At 71.1% G+C, this 26076-nt stretch carries 10 protein-coding genes; 7 read left to right on the forward strand and 3 right to left on the reverse strand.

The annotated features are described in order from the left end of the window. Nucleotides 1-4: 4 nt before the first annotated feature. Complete coding sequence (gene malQ, locus ACZ34W_RS07480; RefSeq protein WP_465602493.1) at nucleotides 5-2104, reverse strand: 4-alpha-glucanotransferase; 2100 nt, start codon at nucleotides 2102-2104, stop codon at nucleotides 5-7. Between the two features lie 665 nt (nucleotides 2105-2769). Further along, nucleotides 2770-9582 (reverse strand): RHS repeat-associated core domain-containing protein, encoded by a 6813-nt coding sequence (locus tag ACZ34W_RS07485; RefSeq protein WP_465602390.1) that lies wholly within the window; start codon nucleotides 9580-9582, stop codon nucleotides 2770-2772. A gap of 493 nt (nucleotides 9583-10075) precedes the next feature. Between ACZ34W_RS07485 and ACZ34W_RS07490 the strand changes: the two genes are divergently transcribed. Together ACZ34W_RS07490 and ACZ34W_RS07495 are read left to right on the forward strand one after the other, a co-directional pair. Next, entirely contained in the window at nucleotides 10076-14284 is a 4209-nt protein-coding gene (locus ACZ34W_RS07490) for a ricin-type beta-trefoil lectin domain protein (RefSeq protein ID WP_465602392.1), read from the forward strand. Between the two features lie 206 nt (nucleotides 14285-14490). Further along, complete coding sequence (locus ACZ34W_RS07495) at nucleotides 14491-18459, forward strand: beta-N-acetylglucosaminidase domain-containing protein (protein ID WP_465602394.1); 3969 nt, start codon at nucleotides 14491-14493, stop codon at nucleotides 18457-18459. A gap of 266 nt (nucleotides 18460-18725) precedes the next feature. On the opposite strand, the gene ACZ34W_RS07500 is transcribed toward ACZ34W_RS07495, so the two are convergent. Next, nucleotides 18726-19370 carry an HNH endonuclease gene (locus tag ACZ34W_RS07500; RefSeq protein ID WP_329489971.1) on the reverse strand — a complete coding sequence of 215 codons (645 nt, stop codon included), beginning with the start codon at nucleotides 19368-19370 and terminating at the stop codon, nucleotides 18726-18728. 524 nt (nucleotides 19371-19894) lie between these two features. Between ACZ34W_RS07500 and ACZ34W_RS07505 the strand changes: the two genes are divergently transcribed. The 5 genes from ACZ34W_RS07505 to ACZ34W_RS07525 all read left to right on the forward strand — a co-directional run bounded on the left by ACZ34W_RS07505 (nucleotide 19895) and on the right by ACZ34W_RS07525 (nucleotide 26068). Then, on the forward strand, nucleotides 19895-21115 hold the full coding sequence (locus tag ACZ34W_RS07505) for a mechanosensitive ion channel family protein (protein WP_329489970.1): 1221 nt from the start codon (nucleotides 19895-19897) through the stop codon (nucleotides 21113-21115). A gap of 297 nt (nucleotides 21116-21412) precedes the next feature. After that, nucleotides 21413-22603, forward strand: coding sequence for an ROK family transcriptional regulator (locus ACZ34W_RS07510; protein WP_329489969.1), 1191 nt, complete (start codon nucleotides 21413-21415; stop codon nucleotides 22601-22603). Nucleotides 22604-22802: 199 nt separating this feature from the next. Then, nucleotides 22803-24113, forward strand: a complete 1311-nt coding sequence (locus tag ACZ34W_RS07515; RefSeq protein WP_359809007.1) for an extracellular solute-binding protein — start codon at nucleotides 22803-22805, stop codon at nucleotides 24111-24113. Nucleotides 24114-24134: 21 nt separating this feature from the next. After that, entirely contained in the window at nucleotides 24135-25133 is a 999-nt protein-coding gene (locus ACZ34W_RS07520) for a carbohydrate ABC transporter permease (RefSeq protein ID WP_396489919.1), read from the forward strand. Nucleotides 25134-25153: 20 nt separating this feature from the next. Then, entirely contained in the window at nucleotides 25154-26068 is a 915-nt protein-coding gene (locus tag ACZ34W_RS07525) for a carbohydrate ABC transporter permease (RefSeq protein ID WP_465602398.1), read from the forward strand. Nucleotides 26069-26076 lie beyond the last annotated feature (8 nt).

Genomic DNA, 26076 nt, shown 5'->3' on the forward strand with positions numbered 1-26076 from the left:
CAACTTACCCGCCGCTTACGTCGCCGCGCTCGGCGGGGTCGGCCTTTCGGGCCTGCCCGCCGGCGGCCCGCAGAACGCCGGTCAGGGCCTGTGCGGCCGGGGCGGCGGCCAGCTCGTCCAGCGTCACCGGGCGGCCGGAGCCGTCCGCGACCGGCAGCCGCCAATTGGGGTACTGGTCCCAGGTGCCGGGCAGGTTCTGCGGGCGCGGGTCCCCCACCAGGTCGGGCAGCCAGAGGCCGACCAGCTCGGCCGGGGTGGCCCGCAGGAAGCGGTACAGCGCCGCCGCCGAGAGCTCCTCGCCCTCGGCCAGCAGGCCCAGCCGGGTCAGCTCGGCCCGCCACTCGGCCAGCTCGGCCGCCGCCTGCGCCTGCTCCTCGTCGAGCGACCTGGCGAGCAGGCCGAGCCGGTGGCGCAGCTCCACGTGCTCGCCGGTCAGCCGGGCGGCGGTGCTCGGGAGGTCGTGGGTGGTCAGGGTGGCCAGGCTGCCCGGCCGCCAGCGCTCCGGGGGCAGGATCTCGCCCCCGGCCTGCCAGTCCCGCTCGAACCAGAGCACCGAGGTGCCCAGGACGCCGCGCGCCGCCAGCTCCTCGCGGACGCCCGGCTCCACGGTGCCGAGGTCCTCGCCGATCACCGCCGTGCCGGCCCGGTGCGCCTCCAGGGCCAGCACGCCCAGCATCGCCTCGGCGTCGTAGTGGACGTAGGCGCCCTCGGTCGGCGGGTGGCCGGCCGGCACCCACCAGAGCCGGAACAGGCCCATCACGTGGTCGATCCGGATCGCCCCCGCGTGCCGGGCCGCCGAGCGCAGCAGCTCCGCGTACGGGGCGTAGCCGGAGGCGGCCAGGGCGTCCGGGCGCCAGGGCGGCAGGCCCCAGTCCTGGCCGTGGGCGTTGAAGGCGTCCGGCGGGGCGCCGACCGAGATGCCGCCGCCCAGCGCGTCCTGGAGCGCCCAGGCGTCGGCGCCGTCGGGGTGGACGCCGACGGCGAGGTCGTGGATCAGTCCGACGGCCATGCCGGCGGTGCGCGCGGCCTGCTGGGCCCCGGCGAGCTGCCGGTCGACCTGCCAGGCGAGCCAGCGGTGGAACTCCACGCGGTCCGCCAGCTCCTCGGCGGCGAGGACGACGTGCGGGCTGTCCGGATGGCGCAGCCCCTTCGGCCAGGCGTGCCAGTCGGCGCCGTGCACCTCGGCGAGGGCGTTCCAGAGCGCGTACCGCTCCAGCCACTCGCCCTCCCGCCGCCGGTAGGCCTCGTAGGCGGCCCGGGCGCCCGTGCCGGGCTCCACCTCGTGCAGCAGCTCCAGGGCGCGGCGCTTGAGCGCCCAGACGGCGTCCCGGTCGATCAGTCCGTCGTGGCCCAGCACCTCGGCGCGCAGCCGGGCGGCGCGCCGGCCCAGCTCCTCGGCCTCGGCCCGCTGCTCGCCCGTCAGGTACGCGTACCCGGGTACCGCCTCGACCCGCAGGTGGACGGGGTCGGCGAAGCGGCGCGAGGAGGGCCGGTAGGGGGACGGGTCGGAGGGCGTGCCCGGCAGCCCCGCGTGCAGCGGGTTGATCTGCACGAAGCCCGCGCCGAGGCTCCCGGCCCACTGGGTGAGTTCGGCGAGGTCGGCGAGGTCGCCCATGCCCCAGGAGCGGTCGGAGAGCACGGAGTAGAGCTGCGCGAGGAAGCCCCAGCCGCGGCCGGGGAGTTGCGGCAGCCGCTCCGGGGCGACGATCAGATGGGCGTCCTGGCGCGTGCCGTCGGTCACCGCGCTGAGCCGGTGCCGCCCGAGCGGCAGGTCGGCGGGCAGCCAGTGCGAGTGCCCGCGCGGCAGCTCCCAGACGCCGCCGTCCTCCAGCTCGACGCTGAGCCGGGCGTCCGCCGGCACGTCCAGCGCCGTCCGCCGCCCCGCCCGCACCACCACGCAGGGCGGCAGCAGCCGGGCCCGCTGCCCGGCCCGGTGGCGCTCCAGTGCCGCCCGGGCCGCCTCCGGCGTGCCCGCCTCCACGCCCAGCGCGGCCAGCACCGCCACCAGGGTCCGCGCCGACGGCTGGAGGGCCGTGTCCACCCCGTACGCCTGCGCCAGCGCGACCAGCTCGGCGGGAGGCGGCGGCGCGTCCTGCGCGGGCACCTCCAGGCCGTCGGCTCCGTCACGGTCGAGATAAGCGGCCACTCGCGGCTCCTGCGATGTCTCGGCAACGCCCGGTCAGAACAGCCACAGTCCTACCCGCGTGACACCCCGGTCACCCGGTGCGACACACGGACGAAGCATCACACTGCGGCGACCCCTCGGGTCAGCGTGCCCGAAGCACCATCACGCACTCGCGAGACAGCTCGCCCTGCCTGACACCTGAGGCCTACCGATCCCAGCAACTCATGATCGAGCGAAAATCGGCTCCTCGAAACATTCTGCCCCAGCAACCTCGAGGGCCCGCCTGAGAAACTTAGCCTCGGCTGCGGTCTGCGTGATCCCCGCAGAATTCAGTTCCGCCAGCAGCGCGACGGCATCGCCGATAGTCAGACCCAGCACCCGCCTGATCTCTTTGATCACAAGAGCACGTCGAGGCCCTATAGAGACAACCCTAAGCCGCACTGCGCCATGCTCACGCATTACAGAATTGCGCAGCCACTGCGGGCCAGGCCCAGATCCGCCATCGTCACTGACAAGCCCACAGGACTCACATTCCCATTCAGAGACCCAACCCAGTGAACCCACCCGGATCACTTGGGCATTCCAGCCACGGACATCAGCGCCACAGTTTGTGCACTTTAGACTGACCCGCACCCCCTGCTCGATCATTCCGCCCATCCCCTCATTTGCATATACCTGTCGACTGTGTCATAGAAGCGCTGAGATGCACCAGAGCCATCACGCGGATGGTGACCTGTTATTCCCCGAGCATACCATCGGTGATGAAGTTCCTCGTGGACCACCGTATTCCTTAGGTCATTTCGACTCGAGAACCTCTTCCGCCCAATCTGCGTCCCCACACCCTTCTTCGCCATTCCGGTATTCGCAGTCGGACTATATTGAGGAATGTAAGTGAAGTTCAGATCCTTAAAATCCTCGGCCACAACGGAAGCCAGCGCGCGGGTGCGCGAAGTGGATGACTTACCAGTAGCAGCTTCGATGGTGGCCCGGTCAGCCCATACATTCCCTTCATGCCCTCCGGCGTATTCCGTATCGGCCGATACCTCCGCTCCGCCATCCTTCTCCTTCGGGGAAACCTCAGCATCCGACTCTGCCTTACTTGCTCCCGATTCGACCCCAGCAGCATCAGAAGCCGTTTCCTTCGCCGCCTTCTCTTCTGCGGCCTTGGCTGCGGCTCTTTCCGCCGCCTTCGCTTCTGCGGCCGCCGTCCTGGCTGCGACGACGGCTTGACTGGCCTCCGCTGCGGCGCGTTCGCCGGAGCGGATCATGTCGTAGGCCTTGTCGATCTCCTTGTAGATCTTGAAGGCCTTGATGCCGACCTTGATGGCCTTGAAGAGCTTGCCCCAGGGCACCGCGTTGAGCGCGGTGTTGACGCAGGCCATCACGTCGCCCTTGGTGAAGCAGTCCCGAGCGTCGTTGAAGCCGATCAGTTCGCCGATCAGGTCGACGACCTTGTGCACGATCTCGTCGCGCTTGCGCTTGCCCTCCTTGACGACCTGGTCGGCGGCGTCCTGCTTCGCCAGAGCCTTCTGCACCCCTGCGTCAGGCGGCTCGATCGGGCCGGGAGGGCTGTAGATGAATACCGCGTCGACCGCCTGGCCGTTGGCACGAGGCTCGTGGTTGTTCCTGCACTCGTCGGGGTTGTCACAACCGACCTTCAGGCCGTTGGCGTCCGACTTGTTGATGGGGCTGTTGTTGGCGTACGCGTACGCGTTCCATTGCTGGGGGTCGCCGGCGTCCGTGATCGGGTCGGGGCTGATGAAGCGGCCCGTCCTCGAGTCGTACTCGCGGGCGCCGAGGAGGGTGAAGCCGGTGGCCTTCTCCTTGGTGCCGCCGACGAAGCCCTTGTCACCGGCCCAGATCCCCGCGCCCGGCTGGGCGCCGCGCTCGTTGCCGAACGGGTCGGTGGGCCGGCGGACCTGCGAGAGGTCGTAGGCGTCGAACTGGACACCGTTGGTGCCGTGCGGATCCGAACTCTGGTAGGCGAGCGTGGACGTGCCGTCGGTGGTGGTCCGTGTGATGGAGAGGCCGTTGGGTGCCCCGTAGGAGCGGACGTTGGTGACCACCCCGGTCGTGGTGTCCAGCGTGAGCTGGTCGGCGCCGAGGTCGAGGGTCGTCTTCCCCGGGTCCCGGCGGATCAGCTGGTTGCCGGAGACGTCGTACAGGTAGCTGGTGCCGGCGCTCTGCCCGGTCCCGGTGATCTGATCGAGCTTGCCCTGGGCGTTCCACGTCAGGGTCTTGGTGCCCGGGGTGTCGGTGACGGACGTCGTATTGCCCGCGGCGTCATAGGTGTAGGAGGTCACCGCGGTCCCGTCCGGGCCGGCTTCCGTGGACTTCATCAGCGCGTGCGGACCGCCGGTGCCGCCGCCCGTACGTGGATCGGAGGACGGGGTGTTCGGACCGCTGCCGAACGTCTGGGTGGTGACGACATCCTTGCCGGTGTCGCCGTCGACGTCCTTCTTGACGAGCTTGGTGCGGTTGCCGATCAGGTCGTACTCGTACTGCTGCCAGTACGGAGCCGGGCCGCCCACACTCGGCCTGCCGGCATTCAGGTCCGGGCCGTTGGCGTTGGCGCAGGAGCCGACCGCCGGGACGTTCGGCTGCGACAGCGTCGTCTGCGTGCCGGTGTCCGTCCAGGCCTGGGTCAGCCTACCGAGGTAGTCGTGGTTGAAGCACTGCAGGTCGGCGGCCTCACCGTCCTGGGCGTTGCGGGCCGAAGTGACCTGGCCGAGCGCGTTGTAGGTGTAGTCGACGACGTCGACGCTCGCGGTCGGAGCGTTCTCCTTGTCCAGGATCGAGCGGGTGACCCGGCCCGTGGCTTCGTCGATCACGGTTGTGGCGACGAGATTGGCCCCGCCAGGACCGAGTGTCGTGCGGAACGCCCGTCCGTAGGGGTCGTACCGAACTCCCGCGATGAAGGTGGTCGACGGATCGCCACCGACCGTGCTCGACATCGCGGTCAGCTGACCGACGGTGTCGGTCGCGAACTTGAGCCGCTCTCTGGGCAGGCCCGCCACGGCGGGCATCAGGGTGCTCGCCAGCCGACCGGCCTTGTCGTACGTGTTCTCGGTGAGATAGGTACCGGCCAGCTTGCCTTCGACCGCCGGAACCGTGGTCTTGGCCCCCGACTCGCGATAGCCGATGTCGTAGCCGGTGATCTCCGACTTGTACGCTGCTCCGCTCGAACCGCCGACATACCGGGTGGTGGAGGTGGGCTTGCCGAGGGCGAGGCTGTCGTAGGTCCACCCCGCGACCTGCTTGGCCGGGTCGACGGCCGGACCTTCGTAGGCCGCGACGGTGCGACCGAGCAGGTCGGTGACGCTGGTGGCGCTCTTGCCCCGGGAGTCCGTGACCGTGACGAGGTTCCGGCTGTCGTCGTAGGTCGTGGTGCCCGTTCCCGAGTCCGGGTCGGTGCCCTTCACCGGGCGGCCGAGCAGGTCGTACTCATAGGTCCACAGGTTCCCGGCCGCATCCCTGCGCCAGGCCTCCTTGCCCTCAGGCGTGTAGCCGTACGTCGTCTCGTCGTACGCACCGGTCGGGGTGTTCGCCTTGTACTGGCGAAGGGCGACGGTGTTCCCGCGCCCGTCCATGACGGTCGCGGTCGCGTACCCCCCGGTCGGCGGGATGGTGCGGATCTCGTCCGCCCCCGCGTACTCGGTGCGGCTGCGCCACTGCTCGATGCCGTGGGACTGGAAGATCGAGTCCGTGACGCGGCCCATGCCGTCGTACTTCTGCACGGTCTGCGACGGGATCTTGCTGTCCGGGGTCACCCCGCCGTTGGGCAGGAAGAGCTGGCCGCTCGGGGCCGCCTGGTCGTTGTAGTACGCGGCGCTGGTCTTGGTCTGCCAGCTGTGGGAGTCGAACAGAGCATCGGTGATCATGCGCCCGGCGACACCCGATGGAGCGCTGGCCTGGGTCTGACGGATCCGGCCGAGGCCGTCATAGATGGTGTAGCTCGACGTGTAGGTCTCCAGGTCGCCCATCAGTGCCTGGGTGAGCACCTGCGAGGGTGCGTTGGCTCCGTTGACCGCATAGGAGAACTTCCGGTTCGGGCGGTTCTGGTGCGTACTGCGGTCGTTGCCGGGGCTCCAGCCCGCGACCGAACGGCCGAGTCCGTCGAACTCCTGCTCCGAGACGCGCCCGTTCTCGTCCCGGATCCTGAGCGCCGAGCCGCGGCCGACGTCCAGGGTGGCGACGGTCTGCCATCCCATAGGGTTGGTGTTGGTGATCTGGGTCGGTAGCTGGCCGGAGGCCGGCGAGTAGGCCGTCCTGGTCTCGGCGCCGGTGGCATGGGTGGCGTCGGTGCGACTCGGGTCGACGGTGCTGACCACTCGGCCGTAGGCGTCGAAGCTCGCTCGGGCCGTGGGCTTGTAGACCGGCTTTCCGGAGGTGTCGTAGCGCTCCAGTACCTCGGTCGCGGTCTGCTCCGCCTTGGCCCCCGCCTGACCGAACGGCAGCCCGTCGAAGTAGGCCCGGGTGTCGGCGACCGTGTTGTCCTTGGTGGCCGTCGGACCGCAGGTGCCCTTGAGTACGACGGTCCGCGACGCGAGTTGGCTCAACGCACCACCCGGACCGGTGGCGTAGCTGAACGAGGTGCAGAGCAACTGCTCGGGATGGGCCAGATCGCCGTTGTCCCTCACGACGGTCGGCCGGGAGAGCAGGGTGTCGTCGTAGTCGGTGGACTTCTCGCTCGTACGCCAGCCGTTCACCAGCTTCTCGCGACTGGTCACCTTCGAGGTGTTGACCGCCCTCGCGGTGAGGGCCGGCATGCCGCCGGACTGGGTGCGGGTCGCTGTCACGGCGCCGAGCCAAGGGTCGGAGACCACCGTGGAGACGATGCTTCCGTTCTCCGCTTCGTAGTTGGCGGTGTCGCGGATGTACCCGGCGAGAGCGTCCTGGTCCTTGATCGTGCCACCGTGCACGTCAGTGACGTCGACCGTCCGTGTGGTCCCACTGGCCAGGATGTCGCCGTCCATGCCGCGCAGGAAGGTCGAGACGGTCTTGGTCCTGGGCGCCTCGACGTCACTGCCGTTGCCGGAGAGGGTGGTCACCGTGGCGTAGCCGCGGAACTGGTCCCAGGTGCGCGCCTTCGGGTCGGCGAGCTCGGAGTCGTTGCGGTGCCAGGCCGCTCCGCCGCCGTACACGTAGTTGGTGACCACGGAGACGGCGCCCGCGACCGTGTCCTGCGAGGAGACGGACTGGACGACGATCTTGTTGAACCAGTCGTTCACCGGATCCGGCGCGGACTGCCCCGGCAAGTACCACTTCACCGGCATGCAGGCCATCGTGTTGCCGTCCTCGGACGACGGCATCCGGCCGGCCGCACGCGAGCATTCGGCAGGTCCGTAGACGACGTTGATCAGACCGCCGGTCTCGGTAGTGATCTTCTGGATGCGCGGACGCTTGAAGGGCTCGACGGATGCCGAGGTACCGTCCGGACGGACGATCCTGCCGTCCACACGGTTGGCGATCTGCAGCGGCTCGAAGAAGACCTCGGGCAGCGTGATGGGAGCCCTCCCGTTGCTCCCGGTGCGCTGGACCGAGTCCAACCAGAGCGCCGGCGACGTGCCGTCGCCCGGGTCCTGGAACGACTGGTTGAGAGCGAAGGAGTCGACCGGCCGGAACGCGGAGCCGTCCCAGACCTCGGTGTCGATCTTCGTCAGGCGCTTGGTTGACCAGAAGGTGGGCGAGTAGACGGTGCACTCACCGCTCGCGTCGCAGTTCTGGTCGATCGGAGTGTCCGGCCAGAACTTCGCGTTGGACTTGGTCCGCTGGGACGGTTCGCAGGTGATGTCGCCGCCCGGCAGGCAGCGCTCGGCCGTGCGGAACCACACCTGGGCGGCCGGCTTGGCCGTGCCCTTCGCCGCGATCTGGTCGGGCAGTCGCTGACCGTAGCCGACCCAGACCGGGTAACTGGCGCGCTGGTACTGGACCCGGGGGCCGTTGCCGTCGTTCTGGCCCCCGCTCTGGACGTAGTGGTTCTGCTCCTGCTCGTAGCGGTAGCTGATCAGGTTCTGGTGCGGGTCCACGACGTAGTCCAGTGACCACTGCCAGCCCATCTGTGACCAGGAGTTGGTGGCCGGCGAACCCGACCTCAGACACGGGTCCTGGCCGCCCGGCCAGTAGACCGGCACCGTGGAGACCGAGTTGCTGGCCTGGTCCGAACCGTCGCCGCCGGGCAGGTGGTTGGCACCGAAATAGAACTGCGTGCCATCGACGGTCGTGACCCGCCAAGCCTCGCCGTTCCAGGCACCGTTGTTCCGATCGGTCAGCCGCTCGACCTTGGTGCCGTCCTCGCCCTTGAGGTGCCACTCGCAGGATGTGTCGTCCCGGACCAGCAGCCCGGCATGGCCCGCGAGGGAGAGCTGGAGCAGGTCACCGCCCCAGCACTGGTCGCCCGACTTGTCGATGCCGGCGTCCTTGCACCCCTTGTAGCCGCGGGTGATGGAACCCGGGTGCCACTCCCAGCCCTCACCGACCCAGGACGGCTGGGCATTGGTGGATGCCGTCTTGCCGTCCGATGCGGAGGAGTCGTAACCGAGCGAGACGCTGGGCGCGGCGCCCGCGAGCGCGGAGGGCAGCTCGACGGTGTAGCCGTAGGTGAAGTTACCCGCGTTGACTCCGGCCTGCCAGGAGGCCGACGGCGTGATCGGCGAGGCGGCGAAGTCGCCGGCGCTGCCGGCAGAGGCGGCCTCGACCGCGAGCGCGATCGCCGGGCCGCCTCCCGACTGCGGCGCGGCGAAGGCGCTGGAGGAGAGCGACTTACCCGAGGCGGCCGAGGTCTGCGGCACGTCGACCTCGACGAGCAGGCGGCCGGACTCGCCGTCACGCTGGGAGGGTACGGGCGTGCGCCTGGTGCAACCGGGCAGGCCGGGTGTGGTCAGGGCGCAGCCGGGCAGCTGCACGACGTGGACACGGGAAGCCCAGTCGGCGCCGGCGTTCTTCGCCCAGGAGGTGGTGTCGATCCCGACCTGCACGCGACCGGCCGCACCGCCCTCGCCGGCGTCGGTGAGGGCGACCAGCGCGCCGTTGACCCCTGCCGCGTCGGTTCGGCCGCGGTCGGCCACCTCGACCTGGAGCGCGGCAGGGCCTCCCGGGGCCGGGGCGAGCGGCACACTCTTGGCCGCCTGCTTCGACGTCTGTGTCCGGGCGACCCAGACCGGCAACGATCCGACCTGAACGGGCGAGGAGGCGGTGGACCCGGAGGCGGCGTTCGCCTCGGGCTGCGCCGGAAGCGCCTTCCCGGCGGTGCTTTCCAGCACTGCGACGGCTCTGCCGGACGGCGGGCTCGAGTCGGCAGGCGGTGTCCACTTGGCGCCCGGGTCGGGCCGATGACCCGCCACCTTGGCATCGGTGCCCGTCACCGGCTTGGTCACCGGCACCGGGGTGTTCGGCGGTTCCCAGATCTTCTCGTCCTTGACCGCCTTGGCAACCGCTTCCGCCGAGGGAATCGTCACGATTGACATCAGAACCGCCAAGGCGGCTGCCGCAGCAACGCGCGAGCGATGTGGTCGGGTGAACAAACTTGCACGTCGAGACAACTGATCCCCCCACAGAGTGCCGAGGCCCCGAAAGGCCCATGCATCAGCCCAGGACATCCGGCACCCTATGTGCACTTGTTCGATCACAGGTAGTAGTTTTCTGGGATCGTCGGATGTGATCAGAGTCACTTCGTGGCCAATGCATCACCAGCCGAGACAACCCGGACACCCTGTCGACAAAACGCTTTGACAGCGAAGCGGACGTGAAGGCAGCGTGCGGACGACCCTGCTCACTTCACTCGGATGACAGGTACTCATGCCAAGGTCAAAACCGTCCGTACTCATGTCTCGCAGGCGAACTACGGCAAGTCGGACGTTCGGGGCAGCATTTCTCCCACTCGCCTGCGCCTCGGCCCTCGCCCTCGGCACCACCGTGCTGGTTGCCCCTCAGACGGCGGCAGCCGCTCCGGTGTCCGATCGCCACCACGGACCCGCCGATCCCTCCTGGCCCGCTCACCCTGCCAAGCCGGCGCAGGGCGAGCAGGCGGCGGCCGTCGCGAAGGCGACGGCTCAGGCGAAGAGCACCGGCAAGCCCGTCGTGGTCGACAGACTCACCAGCGCGGGGAGCCTGACCTCGGCCAACCCCGACGGAACGCTGACCACCGACTCCAGTCCGGTGGCGGAACGCGTCAGGAACAACGACGGAACGTGGCGCGCCATCGATGCGACCCTGCGCACCGCGTCCGACGGCACGTTGACTCCTGCCGCCGTCCCCTCCGCGCTGACGTTCTCCGGAGGCGGCAAGGGTCCGATGGCGACCATGACGACGTCGGACGGGAAGAAGCTCGCGTTCAAGGCTCCCTTCGACCTCCCCAAGCCCCAACTCGACGGCGACAGTGCCCTGTACCGGTCCGTCCTGCCGGACGTCGATCTGCAGCTGAGCGCCACCGCGGCCGGCGGCTGGCGGCAGGTTCTGATCGTCCGTACGGTGACGGCGGCGGCCGACCCTCGGGTCAAGCAGTTCCACCTGGACGTCTCCGGCGACGGTCTGATGGTCAAGGCCGACACACACGGCAACCTGACGGCCGAGGACGCCGAGGGCAAGGTCAGGTTCACCGCCCCGGTCCCGGTGATGTGGGACTCCGCAGCCGCACCGGCCGCCGCGCAGCCGACGACCCTCGGAAAATCCGCCGAGGCACCGCAGGCGGACAGCACTACTGGCCCGGTGCCCTCGAGCGCGGAGGCACCCGGCGACCATGCGAAGATCGCGCCGGTCGCCACAACCGTGAGCGGCAGCGGGATCGACCTGGTGCCCGACACGACGGTTCTCGGACAGGGCACCGGCCCCTGGTACATCGACCCGGGTTGGAACCCGAGCGTCGACAACGGCGCCCAGGCCTGGGCCCAGGTCCAGGAGGGCTGGCCGGACAACCCGGAGTACAACGGCACCGTCTACGACCAGGACAAGCCGGCCGCCGGGTACTGCGACTACGTCGACAGCGCCAACCCCTGTGAGCGGAAGGGACGCGAGCGGGCCTACTTCCAGCTCGGCCTCAGTTCGCAGTTCTGGAACTCCACGGTGCTGAACGCCACGCTCTACGCCAACGTGGTGCGCTCGTCCAGCCCCAGCACGTCCACACCGATGAACCTGTACTCGACCGGCTCGGGCAACGACAACCCGATCAACCAGTGGACCCGTTGGAACGCCCAGCCGTGCGGCAAGGGACCGATCGGGGCCGCCTGCTCCAAAATCACCACGACCTGGCTCAAGGGCGCCGGCGGGGTCGAGTTCGACGTGACCTCCCTGATGGCCCGGGCGGCCGCCGAGAAGTGGGGAGGTTGGACCTTCGCCTTCTCCCCCGATGACGAGACCAACAAGTACTACCGGCAGCGGTTCGCCAACAACCCGCACGTCGTGGTCACCTACGACATCGCGCCGCTCGTCAGCACGCCGGCGACCAGCCCCACGCCCGGCTTCGCCGAGGATGCCGTCTTCGATGCCTGCAAGACCCGCGGCACCGTCAATCCCTGGGACAACCCGGGGTGGATCGGGGCCAACACCGACATCAACATCAGCGCCGACACCTGGTCGCCGACCGGCCAGCAGCTCTGGACCACGTTCAAGATCTGGGACGACGACGACGGCGGCTCGTCCAAGACATACGAGACCGGGTGGGGTGCCGGCTCCGGTCGGGTCAACTTCGACGTCGGTTCACTGATCGACGGCCACCAGTACGGCTGGTACGGCGTGACCGACGACGGAACACTGCACAGCGGGAACACCGACATGTGCTTCCTGCGCATCGACCGGACGCCGCCGACCGCCAGGATCACCTCGACGGACTTCCCGGAGTCGGGCACGCTCGGCGGCCACCCGAAGCTCGTCGGCCAGGAGGGCACGTTCACGCTCACCGGTACCGACCCCGCGCCGGCCACCGGCGGTCGGTCGTCGGGTCTGGCGTGCGCCCGTTGGACCGCCGACCCGGTCCAGGCCGCGGCCACCGGATGGAACTGCAACGACGGCGGAAACATCGTCAAGATGAACGGCGCAGGGGCCTACCAGCTGTCGCTGACGCCGTGGCGCTGGGGCACCAACTTCCTCTACCTGCAAACCCAGGACAACGCCGGCAACATGTCCCAGCCCGTCGCGTACACCTACTACGTCCCGCACAACCCCGCCGGCCCCGCACCGGTCTACGGTGACCTCGACTACGACTCCAACCCGGACGTGTTGCTTCCCGATGGCGCCGGGAACCTGCGGCTGACGGGGGCCGGAACGGACCCCCACAGCGCGGCGGGCGCCCTGAACGCCGGTGCACCCGGCGGTGGCGGTTGGGAGGGCGTCGACGTCACCCACCGCGGCTCGTTCACCGACCAGAACTACGACGATCTGATCGCACACGTGCCCGGGGATCCTATCGCCCGCCTGTATGCCAACGACGGAATAGTCGGACGTTTCGACAGTCAGGCCAACGTCGAGCTGCTCAAGCCCACGGAATGCATGCTGGCGGATGCCACACCGATCTCCTGCGCCGACTACGGCGCCGGGACCAACTGGTCGACCGTCACGCAGATCGCGGCTTTCGGCTCCCCCGAAGGGGACACGCCGATCAAGCGTGGCACAGGGCTGCTGGGCCTTCCCCGTACCTCCGTGCTTTACATCGACAACGGCAGGTTGTGGCTGGCTCGTGCGGACGGCACTCAGCAATTGGGGTCGGCATTCCTGCTCTCTCAGAACAACCAGGACTGGAGCTCCTACGACCTGATAGCCCCAGGACCCGCCAAGGGTTCGGACACGCCTACCCTTTGGACCCGTTCGAAGGTCGACGGCACCATCCACGCGTATGCGTTCAAGAAGAACGGCTCCACGTTCGACGCCGCCGCGTTCGCCGACCCCGCGCAAGGCTGGATCGGCGGTGGCTTCGATGCGAAGCTGTACCCGAAGATCGGCAGCGACGGTGACCTCACCGGTGACGGAATCCCCGATCTCTGGGCTGTCGACACCAACAAGCAGTTGGTGGTCTGGAGTGGTGTCGGCTCCACGTCCGCAGGCACCCCGAAGAGCGGCCCGACCGTCACCGGGCTGGCCGCGGAACCGGTCGTGCTCGGCAACCTCAACCGGCCGATCGGCAACTGGCTGGCCGCCCCGAACGGCACCGACTCCGTCACCGACGGCCAAGGCCGGACGAACGCCCGCGCCGATCGGGTCGGTTGGGCTCAGGACACCGTGGGCGGGCGCAGCACCACGGTCGCGAGGTTCGGCCCTGCGGACAGCTCGGTGATCACCATGTCCGGCCCGGTGGTCGACACCCGCAAGAGCTTCACCGTCTCCAGCTGGGCCAAGTCCGGCTCCGGCGGGGGTGTGGTTGCGAGCCAGGACACCACCCACGGCAGCAACTTCATGCTGTACAGCGAGGGCGCCGGGCGGAACTGGGTCTTCGCGCTCGCCTACGGCGACGACGACAACTGGCCCTATCACTGGACGAGCACGACGAACGCCTCAGCGGCGGTCCGACCGGGCGTCTGGACCAGACTCACCGCCTCGTACAACGCGGGCACCGGACTGATGTCGCTGTACGTCGACGGTGTGCTCGCCGCGACGGGCTATCACAAGGACAACGAGAGCCCGCCGTCCTCCGGGCCGTTCGCGCTGGGCCGGTACAAGTACCAGTCGGCCGCGAGCACCAGCTTCGACGGGAGCATCAGCAGCACCGCCGTCTACCCGTTCGCGGTCGGACCGGCCGCCTCCGGTGCCAGGAGCACCGTCCAGTCCGCCGTCAACCCGTCGATGTGCGCGGACGACGCCGGTTTCGGGACCGCCGACGGCACCCCGATTCAGCTCTGGGACTGTCACGGTGACACCTCCCAGCAGTTCTCGCTCGGCAACGACGGGACGGTCCGGGTGCTGGGCGGATGCTTGACGCCGGTCGGAGCAGGGCGCGACAACGGCGTGAAGATGGAGTACCGCACCTGCAACGGCACCGAATCGCAGAAGTGGATCCCCCTCGCCGACAACACACTGTTCCACCCGGATTCCGGCCGTTGTCTGGACCTGCCGGGCTGGAGTGCCACCAACGGGAACCGGCTGCAGCTCTGGGACTGCCACCCCGGCGCGTCCCAGCAGTGGATCGTTTCCGCACTGAGGACAGCCGTCCTCCCCGCCCCACCGCTGTCGTGATGCCCGGTTCCCGACCGGGAGCATGAGCAGCCCCCCGGGTCCGTTCCGCCGAGTGATCGGCGGAACGGACCCGGGGGGTTTCCGGCAGCAGGGTGATGAAAGTACAAAAAGGACAAACTTGGCATACCCGTCGGTGACGTTGACACCGGCATGGCCAACTGGTGGGCTTTGGCGCGTTGTGGTCGATGCCTGGCGAGGAGGCTCCTGTGCAAGCCCGAGTGTCCGTCGCCGCGGGGCGGCGGTTGAGGCAGCAGCTGGAGCAGAGTCCGGCGCTGCGGGACGTGTTGCAGCACCCGGCGGCGCTGGCGGCGCGGCGGGCGACGGCGCGGACGTGCCGTCAGCTGGCGCCCCGGACGGCGGACCGGCTGATCGCGGATCTCAAGGGCACGGAGCCGCTGCTGGCGTCGGTGCGGGCCGAGCGGGCCCGGGCCTGGACGCCGAGCCGGCGCCGGACGCTGCAGGTGGCGGCGACGCTCTCGGCCGCGGCCGTGGTCGGCGGGCTGCTGGTGAGCGGCCCGGCCGCGTACGCCTACAGCCCCGGGTCGGACGTGGTGAGCACCGCGGCGCAGACGCCGCTGGGCAGTGTGAGCAACCCTCAGGTCTTCCCGCGGCCGCAGGAGCAGAGCGTGGCCGGCAGGCCGGTCACGGTGCCCGCCGCGGTGACGCTGGTGACCTCGGCGAAGGCGGACCACGGCGCGGTGGACACCGTGCGCGAGGTGCTGGGCGTGGCCGGGGCCACCACGGTGACGCCGCAGGCGGAGGCCGGGACGCCGGCCGCCGGATCGCTGGTGGTCTACGTCGGCGGACCGGCCGAGGAGGCCGGCGGCGAGGTCGACCGGGCGCTGCGCGAACTGACCGCGGCGGCCGGCGGCAAGGACGGCGGTGCGCCCTCCACGGCGGGGATGCCGGCCGGCGGGTACGTGCTCTCGGCAGGCCAGCTGCCGGCCCCGGGCGGCGGGACGTATGGCGTGGTGGTGCTGGCCGGGGCCGACCAGGCGGGCACCTTCTACGCGGCGCAGAGCATGCGCCAGCTGCTGGCCGCCGTACCGGCCGGACAGGGGCAGGCGCCGGGCGCGGCCGGTCTCGGGCTGCCCGGGATCACGCTGCGCGACTGGCCGTCCGGCGCACCGGTGCGCGGTACCGCGGAGGCGTTCTACGGCACCCCGTGGAGCCAGCAGCAGCGCCTCGACCAGCTGGACTTCCTGGGCCGCTCCAAGCAGAACTTCTACCTCTACGCCCCCGGTGACGACCCGTACCGGCTCTCCCGCTGGCGCGACGCCTACCCGGCGGCCCGGGCCGAGGACCTCAAGGCGCTGACCGCCCGGGCCGGGGCGAACCACGTGACGGCCGGCTACGCGATCGACCCGGGGCAGTCGTTCTGCTACAGCTCGGCCAAGGACGCGGACGCGCTGGTCGCCAAGCTGGACGGGCTGCGGGCGCTCGGCTTCACCGCCTTCCAGCTGCAGTTCCTGGACGTCTCCTACGACGAGTGGCACTGCGGCGACGACCGCTCCAAGTACGGCACCGGTCCGGCCGCCGCCGCCAAGGCGCAGGCCGAGCTGGCGGCCAAGGTGCAGGACCGGCTGATCGCGAAGCACCCGGGGCTGGCGCCGCTGTCCGTGGTGCCGACCGAGTACCACCAGCAGGGCTCCACGCCGTACCGCAAGGCGCTGGCGGCGGCGCTGCCGGCGGGCGTGCAGGTGGCCTGGAGCGGTGTCGGGGTGATCCCGGAGAAGATCACGGGCGCTCAGGCCGCCGAGACCGCCGAGCTGTACGGGCACCCGCTGGTCACCATGGACAACTACCCGGTGAACGACGCCAACCCGGACAGGCTCTTCCTCGGCGCCTACACCGGCCGGGACGCCGAGGTCGCCACCCGGTCGGCCGTCATGCTGACCGGTGCGATGGAGCAGCCGGTGGCCTCGCGGATCGCCCTGGCGACCGCCGGGGACTTCGCCTGGAACCCGGGCGGGTACAAGCCGGAGGACTCCTGGCAGGCCGCGCTGCGCTCGCTGGCGGGCCCGGCCGGCGCCACCGCCGCCCCGGCCGGGGCGGTCCTGGCCTCCGTCACCGCGCTGGCCGGCAACAGCTCCTCCTCACCGCTGTCCAAGGAGGAGTCCGGCTACCTCAACCCGCTGCTGGAGCGCTTCTGGGCGACCGCCGAGCCGAACGCCGGCGCGGCGCCCGACCTCGCCCGGCTGATAGAGGCGGCGGCCCCGCTGCGGGAGTCCTTCGCCGCGATGGCGGGCGCCCAGCAGACCCTGAGCGCCACCCCGGCCACCGCCCCGCTGGCCGCCGAGGCCGGCGCCTGGCTGGCCCCGCTGCGCGACTACGGCCTGGCCGGCCAGGCGGCGCTGGACATGCTGCTGGCCCAGCGCGGCGGCGACGGCGCGGCGGCCTGGCGGGCCCGGGTGGAGCTCAACAAGCTGCGCGAGCAGCTCGCCCAGAGCCCGGCGACGGTCGGGGCGGGCGTGCTCGGCCCGTTCCTGGAGCGCGCCGTGCGGGCCGCCGACAACTGGGCCGGCGTGGTCGGCGGCGGGGCCGCCCCGACCACCACCCTGGGCACCGCGCACGACCACCTGCCGGCGCTGATGACCGACGGCGTGGCCGACACCTTCTACTGGAGCTCGGCGCCGCCGCAGCCCGGCGACTCGGTGGGCCTCGACCTCGGCGGCGGCCGCCCGGTCGGCAGCGTCACCGTGCTGATGGGCTCCTGGGGCAGCGGCCCGGACGGCCAGAACGCGCTGGACGACTACATCCACGACGGGGTGCTGGAGTACTCCACCGGCGAGGGCGGCTGGAAGCAGCTCGCCCAGGTGAGGAACCAGAAGAGCGTCACCGCCCAGCTGCCCGGCGGGGCGGTCGTGCGCGGGGTGCGGCTGCGGGCCACCGCCGCCCAGAAGACGGCCGTCGCGGTCCGCGAGTTCACCGTGACCGCGCCGGACGAGGCCCCGGCCAGTGTCACCGGCGGCCCGGCCGCGCTGCCCGGCGCCTCGGCCGGCGCCGTGCTGGACGGCAACCCGGACACCGCCTACCGGGCGGCCACCGCGCCGACCGCCGCCGACGAGCCGCTCACCGTCGAGCTGGGCGCGGCCCGGCCGCTGGACCGGCTGACCGTCCTCACCGACCCGACCGTGCGGGCCTCGGCCACCGTCTCGGTGCGGCGCGCCGACGGCAGCTGGGCGGAGATCGGCACCGTGCAGCCCGGCTACAACGAGCTGCCGGCCGGCGGCCAGAGCGCGGACGCCTTCCGGCTGGCCTGGAAGCCCGGCGGGGAGCCGCCGGTCGTCAACCAGGTGATCCCCTGGTACGCGGACGCCCCGGCCGCCCGGCTGAGCCTGGCGGACGCCGCGCTGGACGTGGTGACCGGCGCGGCCGCGCCGGTGCAGGCCCGCGCGATGATCGAGGCGGGCCGGCCGGAGGGCGCGGTGGGCGAGCTGCGCACCGAGGTGCCGGCCGTGGCCAAGGGCCTGACCGTGGCGCCGGCCTCCGGGGTGAGCGTGCCGCGCGGCGGCCGGGTGGGCGTGCCGCTGCTGATCAGCGCCGCGCCGGGGACGCCGTCCGGTACCTACCAGGTGCCGGTGCAGTTCGTGACCGGCTCGACCACCGTGCGGCAGGTGCTGCAGGTGCACGTGGTGCCGCCGACCGGCGGCCCGGACCTCGCCGGTACCGCGAAGGCCGCCTCCTCGGCCGACGAGACCTCGGCCTTCCCCGCCTCGGCGGTGGCCGACGGCGACCCGAAGAGCCGCTGGTCCTCCCCCGCCAAGGACGACGCCTGGGTCCAGCTGGAGCTGCCGAAGGCCGCCCACCTGGGCTCGGCGGTGCTGCACTGGCAGGCCGCGTACGCCTCCTCGTACAAGATCCAGGCCTCGGCGGACGGCGTCTCCTGGACGACGGTGGCGACGGTCGACGACGGCAAGGGCGGCAACGAGACGGTGCGGTTCGACGCGCCGGACGCGAAGTTCCTGCGGGTCCAGGGCGTCGCCCGGGCGACCAAGTACGGCTACTCGCTCTGGGGCGTGGAGCTGTACGCCGTCACCGACCCGGCGGCGGCCGGGCAGCCGGCCACGACACCGGGCACCCCGGCGGTACCGGCCACGCCCGCGGTGCCGGCCGCCCCGCCCGCGACCACCGCACCGGTGACGCCGTCCGGATCGCCCTCGCAGAAGCCGTAGCCCACGCGGAAGCCGTGGCCGCGCGGAAGCCGTGGCCACGCGGAAGGCGTAGCCGCGCGAAAGCCGTAGCCACGCGGAAGCCGTAGCCGCGCGGAAGCCGTAGCGGAGCCCGCCGCGCGGGGCCGTGCCGGGCCGGGCGGGCCCGGAGGTCGCGCCCGCCGTGACGGGCCCTCGAACGGCGGGCCGCCGCGCTCCCCGATACGGGGTGCGCGGCGGCCCATGAGGCGTACCGGAGATATGACGGGCAAGCCCTTGGTGGAGCGGGGTCAGGCGGAGAGCGGTTCGGCCTGCTCACCGCGGCGGACGGGGGCGGCGTGGGCGCCGTGCGCCCGGGTGAGCGGCAGCGCGTGCGCGGCCTCGGTATGGTCGTGGTGCTCGTACTCGGCCCACTGCGGGGCGTGCAGCTGGTCGCCGCCGCCGTACGGCTCCAGGTAGGGCCGCCAGCGCGGATCCTTGATCCCGGTGCCGATGATGCGCCAGGCCAGGCCGCTGGGCGGGGCGGGCGGGCGCTTCATCCGCCAACCGAGTTCGGTGAGGTGGCGGTCGGCCTTGGTGTGGTTGCAGCGGCGGCAGGCTGCCACCACGTTGTCCCACCGGTGCTGGCCGCCCCGGCTGCGCGGGATGACGTGGTCGACGCTGGTGGCGGCGGCCCCGCAGTAGACGCAGCGGCCGTGGTCGCGGGCGAACAGCGCCCGGCGGGTGAGCGGGACCGGCCCGCAGAACGGGACCCGGACGAAGCGGGTCAGACGGACGACGGACGGCGCCGGAAGGGCGCTGGTGGCGCTGTGCAGAGTGACTCCCGAGTCCTCCAGGCTGACCGCCTTGTGGTTGAGGACCAGGATGAGTGCGCGGCGCATCGATACGACGCCGAGCGGCTCGTAGGACGCGTTGAGGACCAGGACATGCGGCACGGATGCCTCCTTGGACGCCTGCGGCGCGTGGCTCGCGCCGGGACGAGCGGTTCGACCGCGCAACGGGTGCGTGATCTCCCCCAGTGTCGCCTTACGCCTTTGTACGGCGCCACCACTCCTGTGTAACGGAGCGGATGTGAACTCCGGGTGTGGGTTCTGTCATACCCGATATGCCCGGGCGAAGGACTGGTTGCACCCGGGTGCCCTCCCGGAGGACCCTTCGCCCGCTCGGAGCAGCGGGCCACCCGGGTGCCGCCCGGACGGCGCCCGGGCCGTCCCGGCACCGTTCGGGGGCCGCGCGGGGGTCGCCCGGGGGCCCGACCCGGGGCGTGCCGGGGCGTTGACGGGGCGTCCGGCCCGTGGTCACGCGCCCCGGAGCGGCTCCCGCCGGGCGGGTGGCGGCCGCCCGGCGTGTCCGGGGCGCGGCCGGACGGCGGATAGGCTAAGGCGGACGGTCCGCAGGCCCCGGGTGTGCTTCCGCGTCGGCGGGCTGTGCCACGCCCCCTGCAGGAAGGTCCCCGCACGTGTTCAGGTCCGGTGCCGCCGGTCTCCTCGCCGACGCGTCCACGACGCTCTCGTCCACGCCGCCGAGCCCGTCCCCGAGCCCCACGGCCCCGCAGCTGCCGCAGTTCGACCTCAGAATCCCGACCAGCGCGCAGGAGGTCAGCGACACCACCAAGCAGGCGGCCGGCTGGTTCGACTCGCACTGGCAGGACTGGCTGGCCGGCGGGGTGCGGATCGTCTTCATCGTCGTGCTGGCGCTGGTGCTGCGGGCCGTGGTGCGCAAGCTGATCACCCAGTTGATAGCGCGGATGATCAAGCCGAACGAGGCCGACGAGGAGCCCGGCCGGCTCGGCGGGCTGCTGGCCAACACCGGGGTGGTCAACCCCGAGCGTCGGCAGCAGCGCTCCGAGGCGATCGGCTCGGTGCTGCGCAGCGTCGCGTCGTTCAGCATCCTGGGCACGGCCGCGCTGATGGTCCTCTCGGCGCTCGGCGTGAACCTGGCGCCGCTGCTGGCGAGTGCCGGTGTGGCCGGTGTGGCGATCGGTTTCGGCGCCCGCAACCTGGTCACGGACTTCCTCTCCGGGGTCTTCATGATCATGGAGGACCAGTACGGCGTCGGCGACGAGATCGACACCGGGGTGGCCACCGGCACGGTGCTGGAGGTCGGCCTGCGGGTCACCAAGCTGCGCGGCGCGGGCGGCGAGATCTGGTACATCCGCAACGGCGAGGTGAAGCGGATCGCCAACATGAGCCAGGGCTGGTCGACCGCCTCGGTGGACGTCCAGGTCGGCTACAAGGAGGACCTGGCCCGGGTCGAGGCGCTGATCCAGGAGACCGCGGAGACGCTGGCCAAGGAGGCGCCGTTCGACGAGCTGGTCTGGGCGCCGGTCTCGATCCTGGGCGTGGAGTCCGTCGCGGTGGACTCGGTGGTGCTGCGGGTCGAGGCGCGCACCGCCCCGGGCAAGGCGCTGTCGGTCGCCCGGGCGCTGCGGCACCGGCTGAAGACCGCGTTCGACCAGGCCGGGATCAAGGTCAAGGAGGAGCCGCCGGCCGCCGCCGGCGTCGCCGCGGCCACCGGGGCGGCGGCCTCCGGGGTGGTGCTGACGGCCGCCTCGGTGACACCGTCCGCCGACACCGCCCCGCCGTCCGCGCTGGCCGACCCGGCCTCGCCGCGCTACCTCGCGACGGCGCCGATACCGGCTCCCGTCAAGCCCGCCGACGACGCCTCCAAGGCGCCCTGACGGCCCGGGCGCCCGGACGCCGACGGCCCCGCCGCCCGGCCCGGGCGACCCGCGCACCCGGGCGCCGACGGCGCCGGAGCGCGGCGCGAACCGGAGCAAAGCCCCGCCTCCCGGACATCGGGGAGCGGGGCTTCGCGCTGCCCGGTAACGCTTCGGCATCCACCGCCGGAGGGACCATTGACACCCTCCTGACGAGGACCGTACGGTCCTGTCCAAGCGACTGGAAAGTTTCCTAACAGTTCGCTTCGAGCCCACCCGGTGATCACCGTGACGTGTCAGGAGAGGAGGATCCGCGTCGTGAGCAGACCATCCGCCAAGGCCCCCCTCGCCGGCACCCCCAGCCTGCTGCGCGCCATCAACGACCGCGCGGCCCTCGAACTGCTACTGGAGAACGGCCCGCTCTCGCGGACCCAGATCGGCACCCTGACCGGCCTCTCCAAGCCCACCGCCTCCCAGCTGCTGGCCCGCCTGGAGGCGGCCGGGCTCGTCCTGCCGGTGGGCACCACCGCCGGCGGGCCGGGCCCCAACGCGCAGCTGTACCAGGTGAACCCGGCCGCCGGTCACGTCGCCGGCCTGGACGTCACCAACAGCCACGCCCGGATCGCGGTCGCCGACATCACCGGCGTCACGCTGGCCGAGCACGTCGTACCGACCAAGGGCTGGACCGCCGCCGAGACGGTCACCCGGGTCGCGGCGGCCGTCGCCGGGACGGTCCGGGCCGCCGGGCTCGCCGAGGGCGCCCTGCGCACGGTGGCGATCGGCGTCGGCGGCGCGCCCGACCCCGTCACCGGCAAGCTCCGCTACGCCTCCCACCTGCCCGGCTGGCACTCCCCGCGACTGGTGCAGGACCTCTCCGAGGCGATCGGCGCACCGGTGTCGATCGAGAACGACGTGAACCTGGCCGCCGTCGCCGAGCAGGCCTCCGGCGCGGCGCGCGGGTTCGAGGACTTCGTCCTGCTCTGGGCCGGCGAGGGCATCGGCGCGGCGATCGTGATCGCCGGCCGGCTGCACCGCGGCTTCACCGGGGGCGCCGGGGAGGTCGGCTACATGCCCGTCCCCGGCTCGCCGGTGGTGCGGGACGTCCGCCGCCGCAACTCCGGCGGGTTCCAGGAGCTGGCCGGCGCACCCGCCGTCCGGGCCCTGGCCCGCGAGTACGGGCTCGGCGCGCCCAGCGCGGAGGAGTCGCTCGCCAAGGCCCTGGCGACCCCGGGGGCCGGCGACGAGTTCCTCGCCGCGCTGGCCGGCCGGCTCGCCGTCGGACTGGCCGCGATCGTCGCCGTCGTGGACCCCGAGCTCGTGGTGGTCTCCGGCGGCGTGCCGAACGCGGGCGGCGAGCGGCTGCGCGCCCTCGTCGAGGAGGAGCTGGCCCGGATCTCGATCGCCCGGCCGGAGGTCCGCAGCAGTGCCCTGCCCGGCTCACCCGTCCTGCTCGGCGCACTGCAACGCGCCCTGGCAGCCGCTCGCGAGGCGGTCTTCTCCACGCACTGAAGGCCGTCCCACCGCGGCCCCCGCCGCACGCCCACCGCCGGTTCCCACCGCACCGAAGCCCTGCACCAAAGCCCCTGCACACCTCTCCCCCAACCCCCTTACGCGGGACCAGAGGCAATGACGCCTGCCCGCGCGCCCCCAGGAGGATCTCGAAGTGCACTCCACCACCTCTCGCAGAAGCCGCCGGACGATCGCCGCCGTGACCGGCAGCGCCGTACTGGCCCTGCTCGCCACCGCCTGCACCGGGTCCAGCGACGGCGGCGGCAGCGACGACTCCGCCTCCGGCAAGGACGTCACCATCAGCTTCTGGCACGGCTGGAGCCAGGACTCCGAGGTGAAGGCGATCAACGACAACATCGCCGCCTTCGAGAAGGCCCACCCGAACATCCACGTCAAGACGACCGGCAACATCGCCGACGACAAGGTCAACCAGGCGCTGCGGGCCGGCGGCGACGCGGCCCCCGACGTGGTCTCCTCCTTCACCACCAACAACGTCGGCATGTTCTGCTCGACCAAGGCCTTCGCCGACCTCAAGCCCTTCCTCGCCAAGGACAACATCGACGCGGCCAAGACCTTCCCGGCCGCGATGCTCAACTACACGCAGTACCAGGGCAACCAGTGTTCGCTGCCGCTGCTCGGCGACGCCTTCGGCCTGTACTACAACAAGGCCGCCTTCGCCGCCGCCGGCATCACCGCCGCGCCGAAGACCTTCAGCGAGTTCGCCGCCGCCGCGGCCGCGCTGACCGTCCCCGAGGGCGACGGCTACAAGCAGCTCGGCTTCATGCCGCTCTACCACGGCTACGAGTCGACCACCGAGCACTTCCTCGGCCAGTGGGGCCCCAGCTACTTCGACGGCTCCGGCAAGTCGAACCTCGCCACCGACCCCAAGATCGCCTCGATGCTGACCTGGCAGAAGGGCCTGGTCGACAAGCTCGGCGGCTACGACAAGCTGGACAAGTTCCGCGCCACCTTCGGCGAGGAGTTCAGCGCCAAGAACCCCTTCCACACCGGCCAGGTCGCGATGGCCATCGACGGTGAGTGGCGGACCGCTTCGCTCGCCGAGAACAAGCCCGACTTCGAGTGGGCCACCGCGCCGTTCCCGGTGCCGGACGACCAGGTCGACACCTACGGCCGCGGCTACCAGACCGGCACCATCGTCGGCATCGCCAGCACCAGCAAGAAGCAGGCCGCCGCCTGGGAGCTGGTCAAGTTCCTGACCACCGACACCGACGCGGTGGTCAGCTTCGCCAACGCGATCCACAACGTGCCGAGCACCTTCGACGCGCTCAACTCGCCGAAGCTGATCAGCGACGCGAACTTCAAGACCTTCCTGGACATCGCCAAGAACCAGCACTCCGGCACCACGCCGGCGAGCGTCAACGGCGGCGCGTACATCGTGTCGCTGCAGAACCTCGGCTACGCCTACGAGTCCGGTCAGCAGAAGGACCTCCCGGCCGGCCTGACGGCCACCGCCAAGGAGATCGACGCCGCCATCGCCCAGGCCAAGTAGCCAGCGGCCCACGGAGCTCCCATGTCACTCGCGTTCGGCACCCGCAAGGGCCCCGGATCGACCGACCCGGCGGCGCCCTCCACGCAGCACCTGCTGCGCCGGAAGCGCCGCCGGGAGGCGGCCCGCACCCTCGCCTTCCTCTCCCCCTGGCTGATCGGCTTCGGCGTCTTCTTCCTGTACCCGCTGATCTCGACGGTCTACTTCTCCTTCACCAAGTACAACGGCTTCGGCTCGCCGGCCTTCACCGGCCTGCAGAACTGGGACTACGTCTTCAACGACCTCCCGGCGTTCTGGCAGGGCCTGCGCAACACCGTCTGGCTGGTCTTCATCATGGTCGGCCTGCGGGTGGCCTTCGGCCTCGGCATCGGCCTGCTGATCACCAAGGTCAAGACCGGCGCCGGCTTCTTCCGCACCGCGTTCTACCTGCCGTACCTGGCACCGCCGGTGGCCGCGACCGTCGCCTTCGCCTTCCTGCTCAACCCCGGCACCGGCCCGGTCAACCACTTCCTCGGCGAGATCGGACTGCCGCAGCCCGGCTGGTTCTCCGACCCGTCCTGGTCCAAGCCCTCGCTCACCATGCTCGCCATGTGGGGGATCGGCGACCTGATGGTCATCTTCATGGCGTCCCTGCTGGACGTCCCGAAGGAGCAGTACGAGGCCGCCGAACTGGACGGCGCCGGCCCGCTCCAGCGGTTCCGGTTCGTCACCCTGCCGAACATCTCGCCGATCATCATGTTCGCGGTGGTCACCGGCGTCATCCAGACCATGCAGTACTACACGCAGGCGATCGTCGCCGGGAAGGTCGCCGGCGGCAACGCGGGCAACTCCGGGCAGCAGTTCGAACCCGGCTACCCGCAGGGCTCCACCTGGACCCTGCCGCAGATGGTCTACAACCTCGGCTTCCAGCGCTTCAACTACGGCGCGGCGTGCGTCGTCGCCCTGGTGCTGTTCGCCATCTCGATGGCGGTCACCTCGATCCTGCTCCGCCGCAAGTCCGGCTTCATGTCGAACGACGACTAGGGCCCAGTGAGGACACGATCATGACTCTCAGCTCCACCCTCACGGCGCAGGCCCCCGCGAAGGGGCCCGCCAGGCGCGGCGCCCCCACCGCCGCCGCCCGCGCCGCCCGCCGCCGCGCGCTGCTCAACTGGGTGGCCGTGCACTCGCTCGCCATCGCCGCCACGCTGTTCTTCCTGCTGCCGTTCGTCTTCGCCTTCCTCACCTCCGTCATGACGGACAACCAGGCGCTCACCACGGACTACTGGCCGACCTCCTGGGAGTGGGGCAACTACGCCAAGGTCTGGAACACGCCCGGCTTCCTCACCTGGTGGCGCAACACCCTGCTGTACGCCGGCCTCGGCACCGCGCTGACCATCGTCTCCAGCCTGCCGGTGGCCTACGCGCTCGCCAAGTTCCGCTTCCGGGGCCGCAATCTGGCGCTGATGGCCGTCATCTCGATGATGATGCTGCCGCCGCAGGTCACCATCATCCCGATGTACCTGTTCTGGGCGAAGGAGCTCGGGCTGAGCGGCTCGCTCTGGCCGCTGATCATCCCGATGGCCTTCGGGGACGCCTTCTCCATCTTCCTGCTGCGGCAGTTCCTGATGACCATCCCCAAGGAGTACATCGAGGCGGCCCGGATCGACGGCTGCGGCGACCTGCGCACCCTGCTCAAGGTCGTGCTGCCGATGGCCAAGCCGGCCATCGCCGCCGTCGCCCTGTTCCAGTTCTTCTACTGCTGGAACGACTACTTCGGCCCGCAGATCTACGCCAGCAACAAGCCCGACGCCTGGACCCTCTCCTACGGCCTGGAGTCGTTCAAGGGCGCCCACCACACCAACTGGAACCTCACCATGGCCGCCACCCTGCTGGTGATGGCGCCGGTGATCGTCCTCTTCTTCTTCGCACAGAAGGCCTTCATCGAAGGCGTGACACTGACAGGGGTCAAGGGCTGATGTCCGCA

The organism is Kitasatospora sp. NPDC022856, from assembly GCF_055561235.1.